This window comes from Alkalibacterium pelagium (assembly GCF_900109325.1).
In the GTDB taxonomy this organism is placed as follows: domain Bacteria; phylum Bacillota; class Bacilli; order Lactobacillales; family Carnobacteriaceae_A; genus Alkalibacterium; species Alkalibacterium pelagium.
Map to the genome: position 1 here is coordinate 44,218 of NZ_FNZU01000009.1, position 17,736 is coordinate 61,953.

The following is a 17,736-nucleotide window of genomic DNA, read 5'->3' on the forward strand; positions in this document are numbered from 1 at the left end:
ACAGCTTATGTACAGACATAAAAACGAACCGGTCGATGTGATGATCGTCGGAGCCGGCTTGGCAGGGTTATCTGCCGCAGTAAAAGTGAAGGAAAATGGATTGTCATTTAAAGTACTCGAAGCCAGCGACCGTGCAGGAGGAAAGGTCTATACTGAGTTTTCTGAAGACGGAAAACGATTCTATGAAAAAGGGGCTCAATTCGTCAACAAGGATATGACAGAAATGATCAGCCTGATCGAGGGAGCCGGCATGGAACTCAAAGACACACGCCTGGCAGACGAGTCGATCGTTATCAATGAGAAAAACAAGAAAGCGATCAATTTCAGCATAACTGAAAATCAGGAGCTGCTGAATGAGTATGAACTTGAAGAGCACTCGCCGTTATCAACAGTTTTAAGTCAGTCGATAGAAGACAAGTGGGAACAGAAAATGCTGAAGAGTTACATTGCTGCAGAAACAACAGTAAGCAGTGACTATATCAATGCCAAAGCAGCAAGAAAACTGATCAGCCGAATCACGACGCGAGAAAGTGAGCTGAAATATCAGGCCAGTGGTCCCTTGAATAATGTGATTACTCATTTGACAGCTCAATTGGGTGATGCGATCCATTATCATGAGCCGGTAATTTCCATCGATAAAATTGAAGGCACTTATCAGCTAAAAACTGAACACGGGAATACGTTTGAGGGACGTGCACTGATACTGGCGATTCCACCGACTGTGGCCAACCGTATCGACATGCCGGACTCTCTTCAGAACCACTTCCGTGAATCTTTGGACAGCTTTCTGGATGGCTCAGTTATCAAACTGACTTTCCTGTACGACGAAGATTTCTGGAGACATCATAAAGTTGGTGGAAAAGAGAAGAAGGTATTCGGTGTCATATATGTTGGAAATGAAGGCGTCAACGTCATGGACTCGTCAAATGGTGAAGACGAAAACCGCCTGACGATGTTCATTGGTGGAGACAAGGCCAAAGATCTGGTCAAAGTTCCCCCGCAGGTCAGAGAGAATTTCGCTCTGGATCGCCTGATCGATGTCTTTGGGGAAGAGGCAGAAGGCTATAAAGATATAGAAGAAAGCATCTGGGTCGACTCGCCGTACACCGGTGGGGGATACGGTGCGATGGTTCACACAGAAGGCAACGAGGATGCGGATGACTTCCTGGGTGTGCCTTTTGAACAAGTTGTGTTTGCCAGCACTGAACTGGCGCCTCAATTCCCACACTTTATGGAAGGGGCTATCCGCTCAGGCAAGCAGAGTGCAGAGCGCCTAATTGAGGCAATGGGAAAATAATGTAATTAACCCACTAATAAAGATGAATAGGAAGACACTGGCCTGCCGGCCAGTGTCTTTTCGTTACTTCATAGGATGTAATCGGCTGAATACTAGAAGTGGTTACGTTTAGTAGAATCTGGTATGATCAGCCGGATGTCTCATAATCTTCCTATATGAAGCATTCAGCATAGGAGAAGAGCAGGGAATCGCTCATGACTCTTTGATAGGAGGTATTCGACCGACCCGACAGTTACATTCAAACAAATCTGTGTATTTTCAATATAATTAAATTGAGTAGTTATTGACCAGTACGACGCTTCTGGATATAAAAAAGGGAACCAGGCAGTTAAATACTGGGTTCCCTTCATAAATTAGTTTTTTTTACAGCTCAGGTAATTCTGAAACAGCATCCTCTTGTGTAGCGGGGACGCCTTTTAGGAAGTAGGTGGCATACACTTTGTCGATGATCAGAGCGATTGCATTGTCACCAGAAACGTTAGCGGCTGTACCGAAACTGTCCTGTGTGATGTAGAGAGTGATAAGCAGGTTACCTAAGGTGCCTGTCGGATCGATACCGACCAGATAGACAAACGGCAAAGCACTCATAATGGCTCCGCCCGGTGCTCCTGGAGCGGCAACCATGGCAACCCCTAAAGTGGCAATGAAGCCGGCCATCATTCCGATTCCATGGGCCATATCAAACATGAGTAGAACAGCAGTCACACAGGAAGTAATGGTGACAATGCTTCCCATCAGATGAATGGTCGCACTTAAAGGAATGACGAATTCACGAATTTCCTTGGACACGCCATTTTTACGTGCGCATTCCATATTGACTGGAATCGTTGCCGCAGATGACTGAGTACCTAATGCAGTAAAGTAGCCTGGAATCTGGATTTTCAATAGAACCAGTGGATTTTTTCCTGTATAGAAGCCGGCGAATAAGAACATGAGCGCAATGAGAAGCAGCTGAAGGCCAATGACGACCAGAAAAACGCGCCAGAAAACAGAAAGTAAGGAGAAGGCTGTTCCAGTGTAGCTTAGAATTAGAAAGTTACCAAAAATGTAAATTGGCAGGCCAGGAATAATGATCGTTTTCAGGATCATAGTAATGATAGAACCGAATTCAGAGAAGAAGTTGTACATCACTTCTCCTTTGTTTTCCTTACGCAGCCAGGAAATGAACACACCGAAAAGGAAAGCGAAGACAATAGCAGATGTCACGCCAAACAGCGGGTCGAGTGGCAAAGTGAAAATTGGCTCCAAAGCCGCTGTTTCTGTCTGAACGGTATCCCGTACAGAGGCATCGATGAATAAAGGAAAAACCGTCGATGCAACAAGATAGGCGATGAACCCGCCTATAAGCGTTGAACTGTAAGCGAGTAGAGCATTCAGTCCCAGCAGCTTGCCGGCCCCGTCAGTAATATCTGAAATCCCTTTGATCACGTAGCCTACGATCATCAGAGGGATGATGAAAGCTAGCAGACTGCTGAAAAGGCTGGAAATAGTTATGGGGATTCGTAGAATGAAATCTGGAATGAATTGCAGTTGACCCACTATGACCCCAAGAATAATGGCAATAATCAGTTTAGGTACCAGACCTATTTTAATCGGTTGACGTGTTTTCAATACGAACTCCTCCAGTTATATTATCATTTATGTTCCAAATCGTGACAATCCCTTACCCTGCCCTCCTTTTATCATTGTGTAACCCCTTGCAATAGTACGGAATACATAACCTCTAAAAGTCTGTAATCAGATAAGTCCATTATACCTTCTGATCATATAACAAGTAATAAAATTCAAAGAGGAGTTCATGATAGTTTGTTCATATAAATAGAGCTTAAATTAAAGCGTTTCATAAAGATGGCGAAGTTGTATAAGAAAAAAGAAACGTCAGTAAGTGGGTTAAAAAAAAGACACCCTCAAATTAGAGAGTGTCTTATGCTTGTAGTTAAGGGAGTTATTAACTGACTGCTTCTGACTGTTCAGAAGAGTGTACTGCTTCAGGAGCAGGACTACTGACAAAGTACCTAGTGTAGATTTTGTCAATGACTAGAGCTATCGCATTGTCTCCGGACACGTTAGCAGCCGTTCCAAAACTATCTTGTGTAATATACAGCGTAATAAGCAAGTTGCCCAGAGTACCAGTCGGATCGATCCCGACCATATAGACAAAAGGGAGGGCGCTCATGATAGCTCCACCCGGTGCTCCTGGAGCGGCAACCATGGCAACCCCTAATGTGGCAATGAAACTGGCCATCATACCGAACCCAAACGGCATATCGAACATCAGCAGTACAGCCGTTACACAGGATGTAATGGTCACAATGCTTCCCATCAGATGGATCGTAGCACTCAAGGGGATGACGAACTCACGAATTTCTCTGGATACTCCATTCTTACGCGCACATTCCATATTGACCGGAATCGTTGCAGCCGATGACTGCGTCCCTAAGGCAGTGAAATAGGCGGGAATCTGATTTCTCATAAGTGTGAGAGGGTTTTTCCCAGTGTATAGGCCTGCTAGTACGAACATGATCGTAATAAGAAGCAGCTGGAGAGCAATCACGATCAAGAAGACACGCCAGAATACGGATAGTAATGAAAAGACCGTACCAGTGTAGCTTAGATTTAGAAAGTTACCGAATATATAAACGGGTAGAAGCGGAATAATGACAGTTTTCAAAATTAGTGTAATGATTTCCCCGAAATCATTAAAGAACTGGTACATGGTTTCTCCTTTGCCATCTTCACGCAGCCATGAAATAAATATGCCGAAAAGAAAAGCGAAGACGATAGCAGATGTTACACCGAATAATGGATCGAGCGGCAAAGTAAATAATGGTTCCAAGGCAGCTGTCTCTTCCTGTACAGTGTCTCTCACCGACGCATCGATAAAGAGCGGAAAGAGTGAAGACGCCAGGAAATAAGCGATGAACCCGCCGATTAAAGTCGATGAATAGGCAAGCAGGGCATTAAGACCTAAAAGCTTTCCTGCCCCTTGTGAGATATCTGAAATCCCTTTGACCACATAACCTACGATCATCAATGGAATAATGAAAGACAGCAGACTGCTGAACAGGCTTGATACAGTGACTGGGATCTGCAGAATAAAGTCAGGTATGAACTGGATCTGACCCACAATAACCCCCAGTAGAATAGCCAGAAGCAATTTCGGGACCAGCCCGAACTTAAGTGAATGCATCTTTTTCATAATAAATTCCTCCCCTAAATTTTGTCCTTTAAAGACTTCTATTTTTTCTCCTAAAAAGGATGGTCTGACTAGTATACTATATTAGAAAAGAATTAGTAATATAAAAGTGGAAATTAATTTTAAAAAAATCAGGCTCGACCCCTTTTTATCTTGTCGGATGATATAGTAGAAGAGAGAAACAGGAATTGGAGTGGATGTAAAAATGAAAATTGCACTGATTGAACCGCTGCGTGTCCCTGAGACACTGATTGAACAGCTGGCTCAGCCCATTAAAGACAAGGGTCATGAGTTTGTCTACTATAGCGAGAAGACTACAGATACAAATGAACTGATCGAACGAAGCAGAGATGCGGACATCGTCATGATCGGAAACAACCCCTTCCCGGAAGAAGTGGTAGATGCCTTGGACAAGACCCAGTTGATCAACGTTGCATTCACTGGTGTGGATCATGTAGGGAAAAAAGCGGCTGATCGAAAAGGTATCAGTATAGCTAATGCAGCAGGCTACTCGGATCAGTCTGTGGCAGAGCTGGTCATCGGATTGACTCTGGATGTCTACCGGGCAATCTCAAAGGGGAACGAGGATGTTAGATCAGTAGATTTCCCTGGCATGACTCAAGGGAGAGAAATCCACGGGAAGACAGTCGGTATTATAGGGACAGGAAACATCGGACTGAAGACGGCACAACTCTTCAAAGCTTTCGGAGCTGAACTGATCGGTTACAGTCGAACAGAAAAAGAGGAAGCTAAGGAGCTGGGACTTGTCTACAAATCGCTTAACGAGGTCTTTAAGGATAGTGACATCCTTTCCCTTCATCTACCGGTGACCGACGAAACAAAAGGACTCGTGTCTTCAGAAAAACTGTCTTTAATGAAATCATCAGCGATTCTGATCAATTGTGCCAGAGGACCGATCGTCGACAATGACGCACTGGCTGATCTTCTGAACAAGGATGGGATCAGCGGAGCGGGCATCGATGTCTTCGATATGGAACCGCCACTTCCACAAGACTATCCTCTGCTTAAGGCAAAAAATGCAGTGCTGACTCCTCATGTGGCCTATCTGACAGATGAGGCAATGGTTCAGCGGGCGCATATAGCTTTTGACAACACCTTGGCTTTCATCGAAGGAAATCCTAAGAATATTATCAGGTAATATAAAAACGGGCTGCCTCTTATCGAGACGGCCCGTTTCATTTTATCCGATTTATTTGAATGCCAGTCTTAAATTGCATCCAGTTCGTTTTTCAGATACTTAGCCAGTTCAAGCATAGCAAACTGACCGGCTTCTTTTTCGGCATCTTCATTGTAGTTAGTGTTCGTATTGACGTCGTAAGTGTAGACGTCGCCTTTCTCATCGATAATGAACTCCAGTGCAGCGACATCGATATTCTGAGCATTCAGAAAATGCGTGTAGCGTTCGATCTGGTCTTCCGGCAGACGGTCGATGATCTTGAACTTGCTCTCTTCCTGAATCACCTGTCCGTCAGGTCCGATCTGGCAGGCATCGGCCGGACACAACTCAAAGCCGTCGCTCGAATCAACTTTCACGGCATAAACGTATTCACGTCCGACAAATTCCGAGCGAATGATGTGGCCGTCTTCTGAACGGATATACTGCTGGATCAGGCTCAGTCCGTCAATTGAATCTTCAAAATCGGGCCCATGGATGTACTCCTTCAGTTCATCCATTGTATAGAGAAGCTGGACACCAAGCCCTTTACCAGCCCGGTTGTGCTTAATGATAAATGGAAACTCATTCAGCTTTTCAGCGGCCTTGATGATGTTATCTTTTCCGACCGCACCGATAGTATAAGGTGTTCTGATCCCACTGGCCTGAAGTGCAAGATACTGTTTGAGCTTGCTGACTTCAAGTGAGATAGCACCAGTTCCATTGATGACTCGGGCACCTTTCTGTTCCAGCCAGGTCAGAATCTGATCAGTCAGTTCCGGTGCATAACGGTGACCTCTCGTATGAGAAGAGGCACTCATCCGGTTGTAGTAGACCGCGTCTTCAGGCAGATCCTGTATATCGATCATGCCGTCTGACAAGTCCCATTCGTCATAAGGAACATCCAGTTCTTCCAGACGTCTGATCAAGTGTTTAGTCCAGTCCATATTTTCATGCAGAATAATTACTTTTTTCATTAAAACGTTCTCCTTTATCAGTAAACTCATTTTCTATTATCCGGCAATCACTTACTTTTTGCAAGTGGTTTAGTTCAGTTGACAGCTAGGAAGGGGCGGGGGTGATTGAGGCATGTTTCAGGTAAAAATGGGACATAAAAAAGTTGTCTGATTCCAAACTGCTCGAATCAGACAACACGGTTCAGGTTGAAGCGTTACATAGCTTACTGCCTGTCCTCCCAGTTGATTTTAGGAGGATTCAGATAGGAGCTTTCTAGTGCTTCACCACTCATTTTTTTCAGGAACTGATCGATCTCTTCGTCACTGAGGTTTTCCATTTCAGCAGCTTCATTATGAATACCACGTACTGTTTCCTTCCGGTCGAATTCATAATAATAAAAGGCATCTTTATAATCCGAGTGGTCTCGAAGCATCATTGCCAGATACAGTCCGTCTTCGAGGCTCAGCGTAGCGCCCATACCAGAATAGGGATCTGTCGTCTGAAGAGCATCCCCTATCAGAGCCACACGTTTAAATGAGAACTTTGGCAGATTACCGGCACTGAATACTTGGGTGGGAAAGAATGTACTGCTTCGTCTAATAAGTTCCCCAATCGGTTCCTTGAAATCGGAGAATTTCGCAGCGAGCTCATCTTTGAACACATCTGCTGGTTTTTCATCAAAGTATTTTTTTGGTACTTTTCTTTCCTGATTTTGAATAAACACCCAGGACAGGCGTTCTTTACGGGACGGATGATGTTTGGAGATCGTAAAGTTAAAATCATCCTTAAAATAAGAAATCAGGTCATCCTGTTGCATAAACTGCTCAGCTGCACCAAGTGTTCCTTCTTCCGCCATACCGAAAACAGCCCATTTTCCATTATATCGGAGGTATTCGTATGGGAAAATGAGTTCTCTGGTCTTCGAGTGCGTTCCGTCTGCACCAATCAGCAGAGATCCAGTCGCTTTTGTTCCATCTTCAAAGTAGGCTGTCACAGATTCATCATCTTGTCGAAGGTCTTTAAGTTTCTTTGAATAGTTAATTTTAATTTCTCTTCGTTTAATTTCCTGATACAGTATATCGATAAGATCATAGCGGGAGACATAAATCAGACCGTCAAGAAAAGGGGAGTCTGGAAACTGGTCCTTGATATCATAAACCGTATCACCGTCCTTATTTTTGAAGATATAGTTATCTAGAGAATGACTGACTTCACTCAATTGTTCGCTCAGTCCGAGCTGCTCAACGACATGTACGCCATTTGGATGAACGGCATAGCTTGCACCGACATTTGAAAATTCAGGAGCTTGTTCGTAGATTTCACAGGGAATGCCGGCCTTTTCAAGGAAAAGTGCCATGGCCAGTCCGCCTGTTCCTCCACCAATGATCAGTATCTTATGTGTCATATTATCACCTCATAAATTATTTTCGAACGAACGTCCGAATAAATGGTAAATCTTCTACTATATGATATAATAGTATCTATATTCGGACGAACGGTCAATTAATAAGCGTTGACCATGTTATGAAAGAAGGACAGATAAATGGGAAGACTGGCAGACAGAGACAGCAGAGAAACAAGAGAGAAGATTCTGAATGAAGCTATCAGTGTGTTTGAAGTTAAGGGCTACAACAAAACTTCCATGAGGGACATTCAGATTAAAGCACAGGTAAGTAAAGGAACAATCTATTATCACTTCAAGAACAAAGAAGAACTTTTTTTGTGTTGTATAAAAAAAGTATCTGAGGAGTCACTTAAAAGCTGGAAAGAGATTTCTTCTAACTTACAGTCAGCAACAGATAAGCTTTACGCCTGGACAGAGCTGGGTATTATAGAGATGAGAAGCCCCAAGACAAAATCTCTCTTTGAGTATACTAACCAGCTTACTGAAACTGAAGCAGGACATGAGCATGTTGAGGGACTACTAAAAAATGAGCTGGATGCGGTTAAAATAATCATTGAAGAGGGAAAAGATACAGGAGAGTTCAGAAAAGACCTGAATAGTCATGATACCAGTGTCATCCTGATGAACCTGGTCACAGGATTCAATGAAGCGTCATTATATGGATACAAGACTTTGGATGAACAGAAAGCACTGGGGGCATGTGCTGTACGTCTGTTTATTGAAGGGTTGAAATAGTCCTAGAAAGAAAAGAGGGAAGGAAATGTCCCATTTCCTATCGATTTATGTCCGAATGGTGATGTGCGGTAAGGGATACTCTGATTCTGGCACGACTTTTCAGGTGAGTTGAGACATGGCCTGATAGAATCGGTTTTATCGAACGAAGTGACGGCCTTGGGGGGCGTACTCGTAACGATTACACGCTAATCGAACGGTGTTGGGGCCTCGGAAGCACGCACTCCTGGCAAACAGACGCTAATCGAACGAAGTGGGTGCTTCTCGTATTCCAACTTCTGTGGAAAACGGTTCGGATCAAGTTTAGGGCATGTAATTTAAACAAGTCTGCATATAGAAGACTCATTCGTGAGAAGTATGAGCTCCCGTACTCATTACTTCTTCCGTATATAATTTAATCGAACGAAGTAACGGCTTCTTAAGTGCACACTGCTTACGATTGCAAGTTAATCTGGAGAAGTGACCCTTCAGAGAGCAGCAATTCCTTAAGAATGAGTGTCCTGTAATCAAATCAAACGGCAGGGACTGAAGGTGAGTTACTGATTTATTGAATAACGGATGTCAGGGGAGAGATGCTTTAAAACTGAGATCGGACAGATCAGGAAGAATACGGATTGATAACAGATCTCTTGAAAGCCTTTTCGCTTGTTTGTTTTTTCCAGTCATGTTAGATTGAGTATAGAAGCAAAATACTGTAAAGGAGCGGATAACATGGGTCGTCTAGACGGGAAAGTTGCTGTCATTACAGGTGGAGCAGGCGGAATGGGCAAGATGCATGGCAAGTATTTTGTCAGAGAAGGCGCAAAAGTCGTTATCGCAGATCTAGAGTCATCAGACGGGAAACAAGTCGCTGAAGATCTTGGGGAAAATGCCATTTTCCTTCCGATCGATGTAACAGACGAGGAAAGCTGGAAATCAGTCATAAAAGATACAGAAGAGGCATTTGGGCCAATTTCCGTTTTAGTCAATAATGCAGGAATCGTTAAGCAGAATTCAATTGAAGACACGTCCCTTGAGGAGTATAGACAGACGATTCATATCAATCAGGATGGTGTTTTTCTAGGAATGAAGCATGTCCTTCCTTCAATGAAAAAAGCTGAAAAAGGATCAATCATCAACATTTCATCTATTGCGGGAATAGTCGGAGGAACATCCAATCTGGCGTATACGGCTTCCAAGTTTGCAGTGCGCGGAATGACTAAGGCTGCCGCAGCTGAATTCGCTGAATTTGGCATTCGCGTAAACTCCGTGCATCCTGGCGTGATTCGGACACCTATGACGGAACAGGAAGGGATCAAAGAAATGGTTCAGGAGATGGAAAAGGATATCCCATTGAAACGTATCGCTGAGCCTGAAGAAATTACGAATCTGGTCCTGTACCTGGCTTCTGATGAGTCAAGTTATTCAACAGCAACAGAGTTCATCGCAGACGGCGGAATGATCCAGGTCATGTAAATAGACAAAGAAAAAATCGCCTGTTAATCCAGGCGATTTTTTTGTGCAGCAAACCATTCAGATGCTGCTTGTACTTCTGTTGAGGTCAGCTGGTGACCGTAGTTTTCCCAGTGAAGGGTCACTTCAGCTCCAGCTTCGGATAACAGATTTTCCAGTTCGGTTGATTCTTCCGGCGGGCAGATCGGATCATTTGTACCGGCCCCGATGAAGACAGGCAGGCCAGTCAGGTCCGGAAGATCAAGTCCTCTTAAAGGAACCATCGGATGATGAAGGATTGCTCCGGCAAGTGCATCACTATAATGGAAAAGCAGACTTCCGGCAATATTTGCGCCATTGGAATAACCTACAGCGACTACTTTCTTACGGTCAAAGCCGTAATCTTCAGCAGCTTTGTCTAGAAAGCTGTTCAGTTCTTTCGTCTGAAACTTAAGGTCGTCCTCATCGAATACGCCAGGACCAAGTCGTTTAAAGAAACGAGCCATGCCGTTTTCATTGATGTTTCCAAGTACACTCAACACATTTGCATCAGGATCAATCACGTCTGCAAGTGGAAGCAGATCGCGTTCTGATCCTCCAGTGCCATGCAGCAGCAGTAAAGTCAGGTCAGTTGAGTCGGTTCCTTTATTGAAAATGTGTTTCATTGCTCTCTCTCCTTTAGATTGTTTTAGCTTAAAATTAGTTTAACAGAGGAAGTACACGCTTAAGCTCATCTCTATGCTTTTCATATTGTTCAGGCAGCTTCAATGACTCACCGAGACTGTCCAGTGGTTCATCAGCAGTAAAGCCGGGAGTATCTGATGCGATTTCAAACAGGAGTTTTCCATATTCTCTGAAATATAGAGCCTTGAAGTAGTTTCTGTCTTTGACTTCCGTGACCTGATAGCCTTTTTCGCGTACATGTTTATGCCAGTCTAAATGATCGGTTTCGTCAGATGCACGCCAGGCAATGTGGTGAACAGTTCCGATGCCCATGTCTCCTAATGAATAAGCTTCTAGTGGGACATCGATGGTATGACCGGATGGCCCTTCGGTTGTCAGACGTTGAACGTTATCTTCTTCAGTCGATTCACTGAGACCCATTGTTTCAGTCAAAGTTTCAATAGTCGCTTGCGGGTTCGTGGAGTAAAGTACGGCCCCCGCAAACCCCTTGATGGCAACTTCAGGAGAAAGGCCGTCACTGGACCAGGTATTCTGAGAACCGGCTTCGCGTTCGACCAGTTCAAGCTGCAGACCATGGACATCTTCAAACTGAAGGACAGTTTCATTGAAGCGGGTGGTTTTACGAACTGTGATGCCTTTTTGACTCAGGCGATTTTCCCAGAAGGAAAGACTTTCTGGAGGAACGGCATAGGAAGTGACACCGACTTGTCCACCGCCGATCTGTCCCTGCTCGCCACTCGTCCAAGGGAAGAAAGTAATAATCGTACCGGGTTCAGCATTTCCGTTTCCAAAATAGAGATGATACGTTTGCGGATCATCGAAATTCACTGTTTTTTTGACCAGTCTCAGCCCAAGTATGGAAGAATAGAAGTCAGCATTTTCCTGTGGATGCCCGACGATGGCTGTAATATGATGTATACCAGCTGTTTTTTTCATGAATAGTGCTCCTTTTTTATTACGAATTCGAGATATTATATAGTAATTATACCAACTTCTTACTTTTTGTCAATAGTAAGACATCAATGAAGCGGGGATTAGTCTAATTAGCACATTCCGGTTAACTGGTAATACAGATCTGGCAAGTTGTTCGATTGAAATTTGGTTCTATGATAGTGATGAGAGAGGTACGGGCTCACGAAAACAGTGAATACATGATAACATAAAGGAAGAGACTGTCGATGAACTGAGTAAATATAGAATCTGGTGGGGCAGTAATTATTCACGGATTAATGACGAAAAGCCTTATACTGAATGAAGTGATGGAGCATTTGAAATCAATTCATCAAATCCAAGCGTTCATTGATGAAGACAAATATTTTACAGATGCGTAGAAAGGGGAAAAAGATAGATGAAAGCATGGACAATCAACAAACCCGGGGGAAGAGATCAGCTGACTCAAGTGGAAAGAGAAAGGCCTGTACCGGCCGAAGGGGAAATTCTTATAGAGGTAAAGGCAGCCGGAATCAACCGTACGGATACGCTAACGAGGCAGAATACAGCTCTTGAAAAGCCTTATCCTATTTTGGGTGTGGAAGTCAGCGGAGTAGTAGCCGAAAACCACTCGGAGCATACCCACTTAACAGAAGGCACACGGGTCATGGGACTGGTCAATCATGGGGGATACGCCGAGTATGTGACCATGCCGGCCGATCGGGCTATGGTGATCCCAGAATCCCTGACCTTTGACGAAGCCGCCGCAATACCCGAGGTGTTCCTGACTGCTTATCAGACCCTTTACTGGCTCGGGGAACTGAAACAGCATGAAAAAGTACTTATTCACGCAGCTGGAAGCGGGGTAGGTACTGCAGCGATTCAGCTCGCTCGTCACCTCAGTGAAGCAGCAGTTGTAGCAACAGCCGGTCAACCTGAAAAGCTTGAACTGGCCAGAGAACTTGGTGCGAGCATTGGAATCAATTACAAGAAAGAAGCTTTTGATGAAGTCGTTCTGCAGCAGACGAGTGAGCATGGCGTGGATGTCATCCTTGATTTTGTTGGGGCATCATACTGGGAAAAGAATTTAGCCAGTTGTGCACCTGATGCACGGTGGATCCTGATCGGGACACTAGGCGGCTCAACAGTTGAATCTGTCTCTCTAGGGAAGCTGATGAAAAAGAGGATCGCTTTAAAAGGTACACTGCTCACCCCTAGAAGCGATGAGTACAAAGCTGAACTGACTAGAGAATTTTCTGAAGCCTGTCTGCCTCTATTTGAAGAGGGAAGGCTCGCGTCGGTCATTCATTCGATCGTACCTTTTAGTGACCTGCCAGAGGCGCACCGTCAGATGGAAGATAATGAAAACTTAGGAAAGATCATTCTATCTCTTGATGACTGATTTTTTATTAACGAATTCACAAGAATAAAAGTATTCATCAGTAAGCATCATACAAAATGATCCCGTCTGACTCCCAGAAGTTTTTCTGTGAAGCAGACGGGATTTAATGTAGAAAAGGTGCTGGCTTTCGCGATTCGCAGAATGTTTAACCAAGCTTTTCTTAATAGTAGTATTCAGACTCTTCGATTTCAGCTGTGACTGAACGGTGGTTGTTCTGAAGGGTCTTCTGGATATCTTTGACTTCGTAGTAGAGCTCGTTGAGCATATCGATGTTTCGACCGATGGTTTCTTTCGTAGTCCAGTCAGAAAAAATATTATCGAAGAAAATATCAAAGAAGCGGTGCATTTCACCGAGTTCCTCGTAAGTCAGATCTGTTTCCATTTTAGCAGTAATTGCTGGTTTTAGTTTAGCAGTCACAACAGTTTAATTTTTAATGCAACACTAGTGAAAAAAGTTATAAAAGTATTGACTTAATGATATATAAAAGCTTATATTATGGTTAAGTATTTTATTTTATTAAAAAGGAGATAACAAAATGTCAAATTTCAAAAAAATGGTTTTGTTTTTTGTAATTGTTCTAGGAATTACCGGATTATTCAAAAATCCAGAAAAAGCAAGTGCATATACATATGAACAGGGTGGGATGACTGTGGTATTGATGGCCGGTCAACAGAATACTGTAGTAAATTGGAACACTAAATTAAATAAACAACCAGTTTATATAGTGGGAATGATTGATTATTTATATAATGACAAGGTTGTAGGAGAAAGTTTTATTTCAGGTTCAAGTGGTACTCAACAGATTCCATATTTAAGAAACGTTCCTAGAGGTGCTCAAATAAGAGTTAGACTCTCAGGAGCCGGAAGTTCATCCTCTGGCTTTGGTATAGTTAGGACAGCGATGCGTGGTATGTCTATGTTGTACAGGTCAAACGGAGGAAATACTCCAATAAGATCTTTAGTCGATACTACAGAGCAGCAGGGTGTAGAAATCGATGAATTTGTTTATGATAAAGAAGGAGTACTTGTTAATGAGTAATCTCGAAGACTTCGAACAAAAAGCTTCAACTGAGGAACATAGAATGTTTGAAGAATATTTCTCGATGGAAAGGCAATTTAGCTATGAAGATTACAAAAAAAATGAAGAAAACAGGAAAAAAATAATTGATATTGCAATTGAGTTTTCTACTTTTATTAATAAAAATTATGAATCCAAATTCTTTGTTTTACATCAGTATAGTGATTTTGAAGCCAATCTAGAATCAATACTACCTTTTGTAAAGGATTCTATCACAAAAGAACGTTTGATTGAAATTGTTGATGAATACCAAGAGAATAATGATTTTCCATTATTTATTACAAGTTTACAAAAAGGTACTGGAGTTGTTTTCGTAAACTTGACAGAAGTTCTTAATGAAATATGCTCAATTGTTGATTATATAAAAGAAAACTAAGGTAGATTAAGCTTTTTTAAGATGTTAAAACACACTTGGACGATAAACAGAGGAAAGTGGGGTGTAAGATGGGTTTTAGAACCAGCTCAATGGCTCTTTCCTTCTTGAGCTAGTCTCAAGACGTACCTTAGAGCCCACTCGCATAAAAAAGCAGTCTTAGTTCGTCATAAGCCTCGACCTGGCACAACTCATAACCGGTACTACAGACCCAGTGAACTTAACAAAACGACTCAGGATATGAAAAGTGAAATAAGGAAAAAGCGATGAGACGCCATCAAAGATCGATGGCGTCTCATTGCTTCTATTTGTAATACTAAAATTTTTCAGTTCGATATCTATCTCTACTAAGCGTTCGTCAGGTGAGCCTTGCCGGACACCTTGTTATTCTGCTTGCGTGCGGATTTCTTGCGCAGAGGTTCTTCTTTTTCTGTCATTGTAAATCCGGTTGCTGCATAGATCAGCGTGATTGCTGGTGTAATGAACGCCAGGAAGGTAAACGGCAGATATTCGATTACCGGGATACCTAATGTAGTCGTAGCAAACAGTCCGGCACCGACCCATGGGAACAGTGTACCTGACAAGGTTGCAGCTGCTTCTACTGTACGGGACAGGTTCTCGGGTTTAAGATTCATTCGGTCATATAGTGGTTTCATGATTGTTCCGGTCATGACTGAAGAAAAGTAGATCGCTCCACCGATTGCTAAAGTAAAATAACCGAAAAATAAAGTCAGTAAAGTCAGTGAAAAATGACTCTGGATTTTGTGGGCAAAGGAATCAAGCAGTGATTCCAGTACGCCTGATTCTGCCAGCATGCCACCGAGCCCTAAGGCAAACAGGAACAGAGCGATCAGTGGCAGCATGTCAGTGATCCCTCCACGCTGGAGCAGTTCGTTCACTGTTTCATTACCGTAATCAGTTGTGTATCCGTCGTACATGATATTGAAGACGGAAGACAGCGTGTATCCTTGGTAGAAGACCGCCAGCAGTCCGCCGTACATAGCGGCTGAAAAGATAGATACAACAGCTGGTTTTTTCCACAGCATCATGCCGACCAGGAATAAAATAGGGGTCAGTGAAACCCAGTTGATTGTAAAGTTACCTGACAACTGCTGTAACAGTTCATCAGTGTGAGCCGAATCGATCGAGTCGACACTATACCGAAGACCGATGAAGGTGAAGATAATACCGGTCAGTATAAAGGCTGGAACAGCGGTGTACATCATATGCTTGATGTGCGCAAATAGGGAAGCCCCCGTAACAGTCGGAGTCAGATTGGTTGTATCAGACAGCGGAGACACTTTATCTCCAAAGTAGGCACCACTCAGGATGGCACCGGCAGTAATTCCAGCGGGAACACCGATCGTCTGACCGACCCCCATCATGGCCACTCCTGCAGTACCGATCGCACCCCAGGATGTTCCAGTTGTTGTTGCCACGACAGCTGTAAATATGAGCGTCGTCAGCAGGAAGAATCTCGGTGAAATCATATTGATTCCGTAATAGACAAGTGCCGGTACAGTTCCTGATGCAATCCATGTCCCAATTAAAATACCGACATTAATCAGGATAAGAACGGATTCCAGTGATTGACCCATCGATTTGAACAGGACATTCTGGACGTTCGTGTATGTGTAGCCCAGTTTAAGCATGAACGGAATCATGATGAACATGCCGATAAACATAAGGACTTGTATAGGGGCTTCAAATACGAGGATCCCCACGGAAATAACGGAAATAATTGTCAGCAGTATCGCTAGGGCGAATAAAAAACCTGGTTTCTTTATATCTGTATTCTGCAAGTTAAAACTCCTTTATATTCAGTTCAGTTTGGTTGATCGTAATGTATCGAAAAAACCATCAGAACGCAGCTAAACCGTCCAGTCCCTTCTGGCGGCTGAACGGTACTATAGGAAAAGAGCTTAGAGTAATGACTACAAGCTCTTTTCCTATAGGTTTGCTGTATTCAATGATGTAGATTAATCGGTGTCTCCGGTCAGATCTTCTATCGAATCAATGTCCATATATGCAGGAACAACGAGTCCGATTACCGTTCCTTCCATGTTGACGCCCATGTCGACAATATCGTCACCGTACTGTTCAAGATATGCGCCTTGAGTTGTCGGCAACCAAGGTGCGACAGTAGCATCTACTTCACCTTGAGCCAGTGCCTGGAAAAGAATAGATGGATCGACATTTGATACAGTGACATCAAATCCGTGTTCTTCAAGGATCTGTGAAATGACCTGTGATGACGCACGTTCTGAATCCCAAGGGAATGACCCAAGTTCGATTGACTGTCCGTCCACTTCATCTATACCTTCGACCCAGCTGTCAGTGAGGTCACGATTCTCTTCGATCCAGTCTGATGCCGCTTCGTCAAACTCCATATCCTGTGCATCGAGCATGATCTGCTGCATATCGTCGACTTCCCAAGAGAAGTTTTCCAGAATAGCGTAAGCTTCAGGCATGTCTTCTTCAAAACCAATACGGGACATGGTGTGGACAAATTCACTGTCGCCATAAACACCTTCAGGATCTTCAAGGAATTTCAGATCGTACATTTCAAATTTATAATGGGGAGTCCAGCCGGTAACGACCAGTGGTTCTTCGTTTGCTATAGCTGAGTCGATTTGACCCATCATCCCTGCAGTTGAACTTGTTTCAAGCTCCCAGTCGCTCAGGTTATCGTAAGCATTCAAAGCCTGCTCAGTTGTTTCTGTAATACCAGCACCAGGTTCTATCCCAGTAATGGTGTAGTCCAGCTGGTCGCCTATGCTGGCGTCTTCCCCGTTCTGTGCTGCATCGTCTCCACAAGCGGCCAGGAGTAGTCCGGCTGAAGCAAGAGAAACGAGTTTTAAAGGTGTTGATTTAATCATACGTGTTGTGTCCTCCATTAGTGATTTTAGTGTTTCATGAAAATTTCATAGAATTTTCACTCCGCATATAACCGTAGCATAAATAGTTGTATGACGCAAAAATTGACAGAACAGGAAGAATCTGATAGAAGAAAATTAATCGTCTAACCTCTATAGCGTAAATAATTTAGGAAAATTATTAGAATTTTCTCATTTTT

The 17,736-nt window shown here is 43.3% G+C and carries 16 protein-coding genes; 7 read left to right on the forward strand and 9 right to left on the reverse strand.

Annotated elements, in window-relative coordinates:
- The first annotated feature begins 7 nt into the window (after positions 1-7).
- Positions 8-1,297: a flavin monoamine oxidase family protein gene (locus BMX79_RS08125; RefSeq protein ID WP_091481345.1), complete on the forward strand. Its 1,290-nt coding sequence runs from the start codon at positions 8-10 to the stop codon at positions 1,295-1,297.
- A 363-nt stretch (positions 1,298-1,660) separates the two neighbouring features.
- Here BMX79_RS08125 and BMX79_RS08130 read toward each other — a convergent pair whose 3' ends face one another.
- Entirely contained in the window at positions 1,661-2,908 is a 1,248-nt protein-coding gene (locus tag BMX79_RS08130; protein ID WP_218025372.1) for a dicarboxylate/amino acid:cation symporter, read from the reverse strand.
- A 337-nt stretch (positions 2,909-3,245) separates the two neighbouring features.
- Complete coding sequence (locus BMX79_RS08135; RefSeq protein ID WP_091481564.1) at positions 3,246-4,487, reverse strand: dicarboxylate/amino acid:cation symporter; 1,242 nt, start codon at positions 4,485-4,487, stop codon at positions 3,246-3,248.
- A gap of 211 nt (positions 4,488-4,698) precedes the next feature.
- On the opposite strand from BMX79_RS08135, the gene BMX79_RS08140 reads away from it, so the two are divergent.
- Complete coding sequence (locus BMX79_RS08140; RefSeq protein ID WP_091481349.1) at positions 4,699-5,652, forward strand: 2-hydroxyacid dehydrogenase; 954 nt, start codon at positions 4,699-4,701, stop codon at positions 5,650-5,652.
- A 68-nt stretch (positions 5,653-5,720) separates the two neighbouring features.
- Here BMX79_RS08140 and BMX79_RS08145 read toward each other — a convergent pair whose 3' ends face one another.
- Together BMX79_RS08145 and BMX79_RS08150 are read right to left on the reverse strand one after the other, a co-directional pair.
- A complete protein-coding gene (locus tag BMX79_RS08145; protein WP_091481351.1) occupies positions 5,721-6,644 on the reverse strand; it encodes an ATP-grasp domain-containing protein in 924 nt (307 codons plus the stop codon).
- A gap of 203 nt (positions 6,645-6,847) precedes the next feature.
- The gene (locus tag BMX79_RS08150) at positions 6,848-8,029 is read right to left on the reverse strand and encodes an FAD-dependent oxidoreductase (protein ID WP_091481354.1); all 1,182 of its coding nucleotides are present in this window, start codon (positions 8,027-8,029) and stop codon (positions 6,848-6,850) included.
- A gap of 138 nt (positions 8,030-8,167) precedes the next feature.
- On the opposite strand from BMX79_RS08150, the gene BMX79_RS08155 reads away from it, so the two are divergent.
- Together BMX79_RS08155 and BMX79_RS08160 are read left to right on the forward strand one after the other, a co-directional pair.
- Positions 8,168-8,764, forward strand: a complete 597-nt coding sequence (locus BMX79_RS08155; protein WP_091481357.1) for a TetR/AcrR family transcriptional regulator — start codon at positions 8,168-8,170, stop codon at positions 8,762-8,764.
- 708 nt (positions 8,765-9,472) lie between these two features.
- On the forward strand, positions 9,473-10,216 hold the full coding sequence (locus BMX79_RS08160) for a glucose 1-dehydrogenase (RefSeq protein ID WP_091481360.1): 744 nt from the start codon (positions 9,473-9,475) through the stop codon (positions 10,214-10,216).
- Between the two features lie 23 nt (positions 10,217-10,239).
- On the opposite strand, the gene BMX79_RS08165 is transcribed toward BMX79_RS08160, so the two are convergent.
- Both BMX79_RS08165 and BMX79_RS08170 read right to left on the reverse strand, forming a co-directional pair.
- Positions 10,240-10,857: an alpha/beta hydrolase gene (locus BMX79_RS08165; protein ID WP_091481362.1), complete on the reverse strand. Its 618-nt coding sequence runs from the start codon at positions 10,855-10,857 to the stop codon at positions 10,240-10,242.
- Positions 10,858-10,891: 34 nt separating this feature from the next.
- On the reverse strand, positions 10,892-11,812 hold the full coding sequence (locus tag BMX79_RS08170; protein WP_091481365.1) for a VOC family protein: 921 nt from the start codon (positions 11,810-11,812) through the stop codon (positions 10,892-10,894).
- A 412-nt stretch (positions 11,813-12,224) separates the two neighbouring features.
- Here BMX79_RS08170 and BMX79_RS08175 point away from each other — a divergent pair, with 412 nt between their 5' ends.
- Positions 12,225-13,208, forward strand: coding sequence for an NAD(P)H-quinone oxidoreductase (locus BMX79_RS08175; protein ID WP_091481369.1), 984 nt, complete (start codon positions 12,225-12,227; stop codon positions 13,206-13,208).
- Positions 13,209-13,368: 160 nt separating this feature from the next.
- On the opposite strand, the gene BMX79_RS08180 is transcribed toward BMX79_RS08175, so the two are convergent.
- The gene (locus BMX79_RS08180) at positions 13,369-13,626 is read right to left on the reverse strand and encodes a hypothetical protein (protein WP_091481372.1); all 258 of its coding nucleotides are present in this window, start codon (positions 13,624-13,626) and stop codon (positions 13,369-13,371) included.
- Positions 13,627-13,744: 118 nt separating this feature from the next.
- On the opposite strand from BMX79_RS08180, the gene BMX79_RS08185 reads away from it, so the two are divergent.
- Entirely contained in the window at positions 13,745-14,248 is a 504-nt protein-coding gene (locus tag BMX79_RS08185) for a hypothetical protein (RefSeq protein WP_091481374.1), read from the forward strand.
- Positions 14,241-14,663 (forward strand): hypothetical protein, encoded by a 423-nt coding sequence (locus tag BMX79_RS08190; protein ID WP_091481377.1) that lies wholly within the window; start codon positions 14,241-14,243, stop codon positions 14,661-14,663. Before BMX79_RS08185 ends, BMX79_RS08190 begins: the two co-directional genes overlap by 8 nt.
- 344 nt (positions 14,664-15,007) lie before the next feature.
- Here the strand turns inward: BMX79_RS08190 and nhaC are convergent, their stop codons facing one another.
- Both nhaC and BMX79_RS08200 read right to left on the reverse strand, forming a co-directional pair.
- On the reverse strand, positions 15,008-16,462 hold the full coding sequence (gene nhaC / locus BMX79_RS08195; protein WP_091481379.1) for a Na+/H+ antiporter NhaC: 1,455 nt from the start codon (positions 16,460-16,462) through the stop codon (positions 15,008-15,010).
- 177 nt (positions 16,463-16,639) lie between these two features.
- The gene (locus tag BMX79_RS08200) at positions 16,640-17,539 is read right to left on the reverse strand and encodes a glycine betaine ABC transporter substrate-binding protein (RefSeq protein ID WP_091481382.1); all 900 of its coding nucleotides are present in this window, start codon (positions 17,537-17,539) and stop codon (positions 16,640-16,642) included.
- Positions 17,540-17,736: the final 197 nt, after the last annotated feature.

What these genes read in the sequence shown, in the direction of transcription:
- BMX79_RS08125 (WP_091481345.1), top strand. Translation starts at nt 8, where the DNA reads ATGTACAGACATAAAAACGAACCGGTCGATGTGATGATCGTCGGAGCC.
- BMX79_RS08135 (WP_091481564.1), bottom strand. Translation starts at nt 4,487, where the DNA reads ATGCATTCACTTAAGTTCGGGCTGGTCCCGAAATTGCTTCTGGCTATT.
- BMX79_RS08140 (WP_091481349.1), top strand. Translation starts at nt 4,699, where the DNA reads ATGAAAATTGCACTGATTGAACCGCTGCGTGTCCCTGAGACACTGATT.
- BMX79_RS08145 (WP_091481351.1), bottom strand. Translation starts at nt 6,644, where the DNA reads ATGAAAAAAGTAATTATTCTGCATGAAAATATGGACTGGACTAAACAC.
- BMX79_RS08150 (WP_091481354.1), bottom strand. Translation starts at nt 8,029, where the DNA reads ATGACACATAAGATACTGATCATTGGTGGAGGAACAGGCGGACTGGCC.
- BMX79_RS08155 (WP_091481357.1), top strand. Translation starts at nt 8,168, where the DNA reads ATGGGAAGACTGGCAGACAGAGACAGCAGAGAAACAAGAGAGAAGATT.
- BMX79_RS08160 (WP_091481360.1), top strand. Translation starts at nt 9,473, where the DNA reads ATGGGTCGTCTAGACGGGAAAGTTGCTGTCATTACAGGTGGAGCAGGC.
- BMX79_RS08165 (WP_091481362.1), bottom strand. Translation starts at nt 10,857, where the DNA reads ATGAAACACATTTTCAATAAAGGAACCGACTCAACTGACCTGACTTTA.
- BMX79_RS08170 (WP_091481365.1), bottom strand. Translation starts at nt 11,812, where the DNA reads ATGAAAAAAACAGCTGGTATACATCATATTACAGCCATCGTCGGGCAT.
- BMX79_RS08175 (WP_091481369.1), top strand. Translation starts at nt 12,225, where the DNA reads ATGAAAGCATGGACAATCAACAAACCCGGGGGAAGAGATCAGCTGACT.
- BMX79_RS08185 (WP_091481374.1), top strand. Translation starts at nt 13,745, where the DNA reads ATGTCAAATTTCAAAAAAATGGTTTTGTTTTTTGTAATTGTTCTAGGA.
- BMX79_RS08190 (WP_091481377.1), top strand. Translation starts at nt 14,241, where the DNA reads ATGAGTAATCTCGAAGACTTCGAACAAAAAGCTTCAACTGAGGAACAT.
- BMX79_RS08200 (WP_091481382.1), bottom strand. Translation starts at nt 17,539, where the DNA reads ATGATTAAATCAACACCTTTAAAACTCGTTTCTCTTGCTTCAGCCGGA.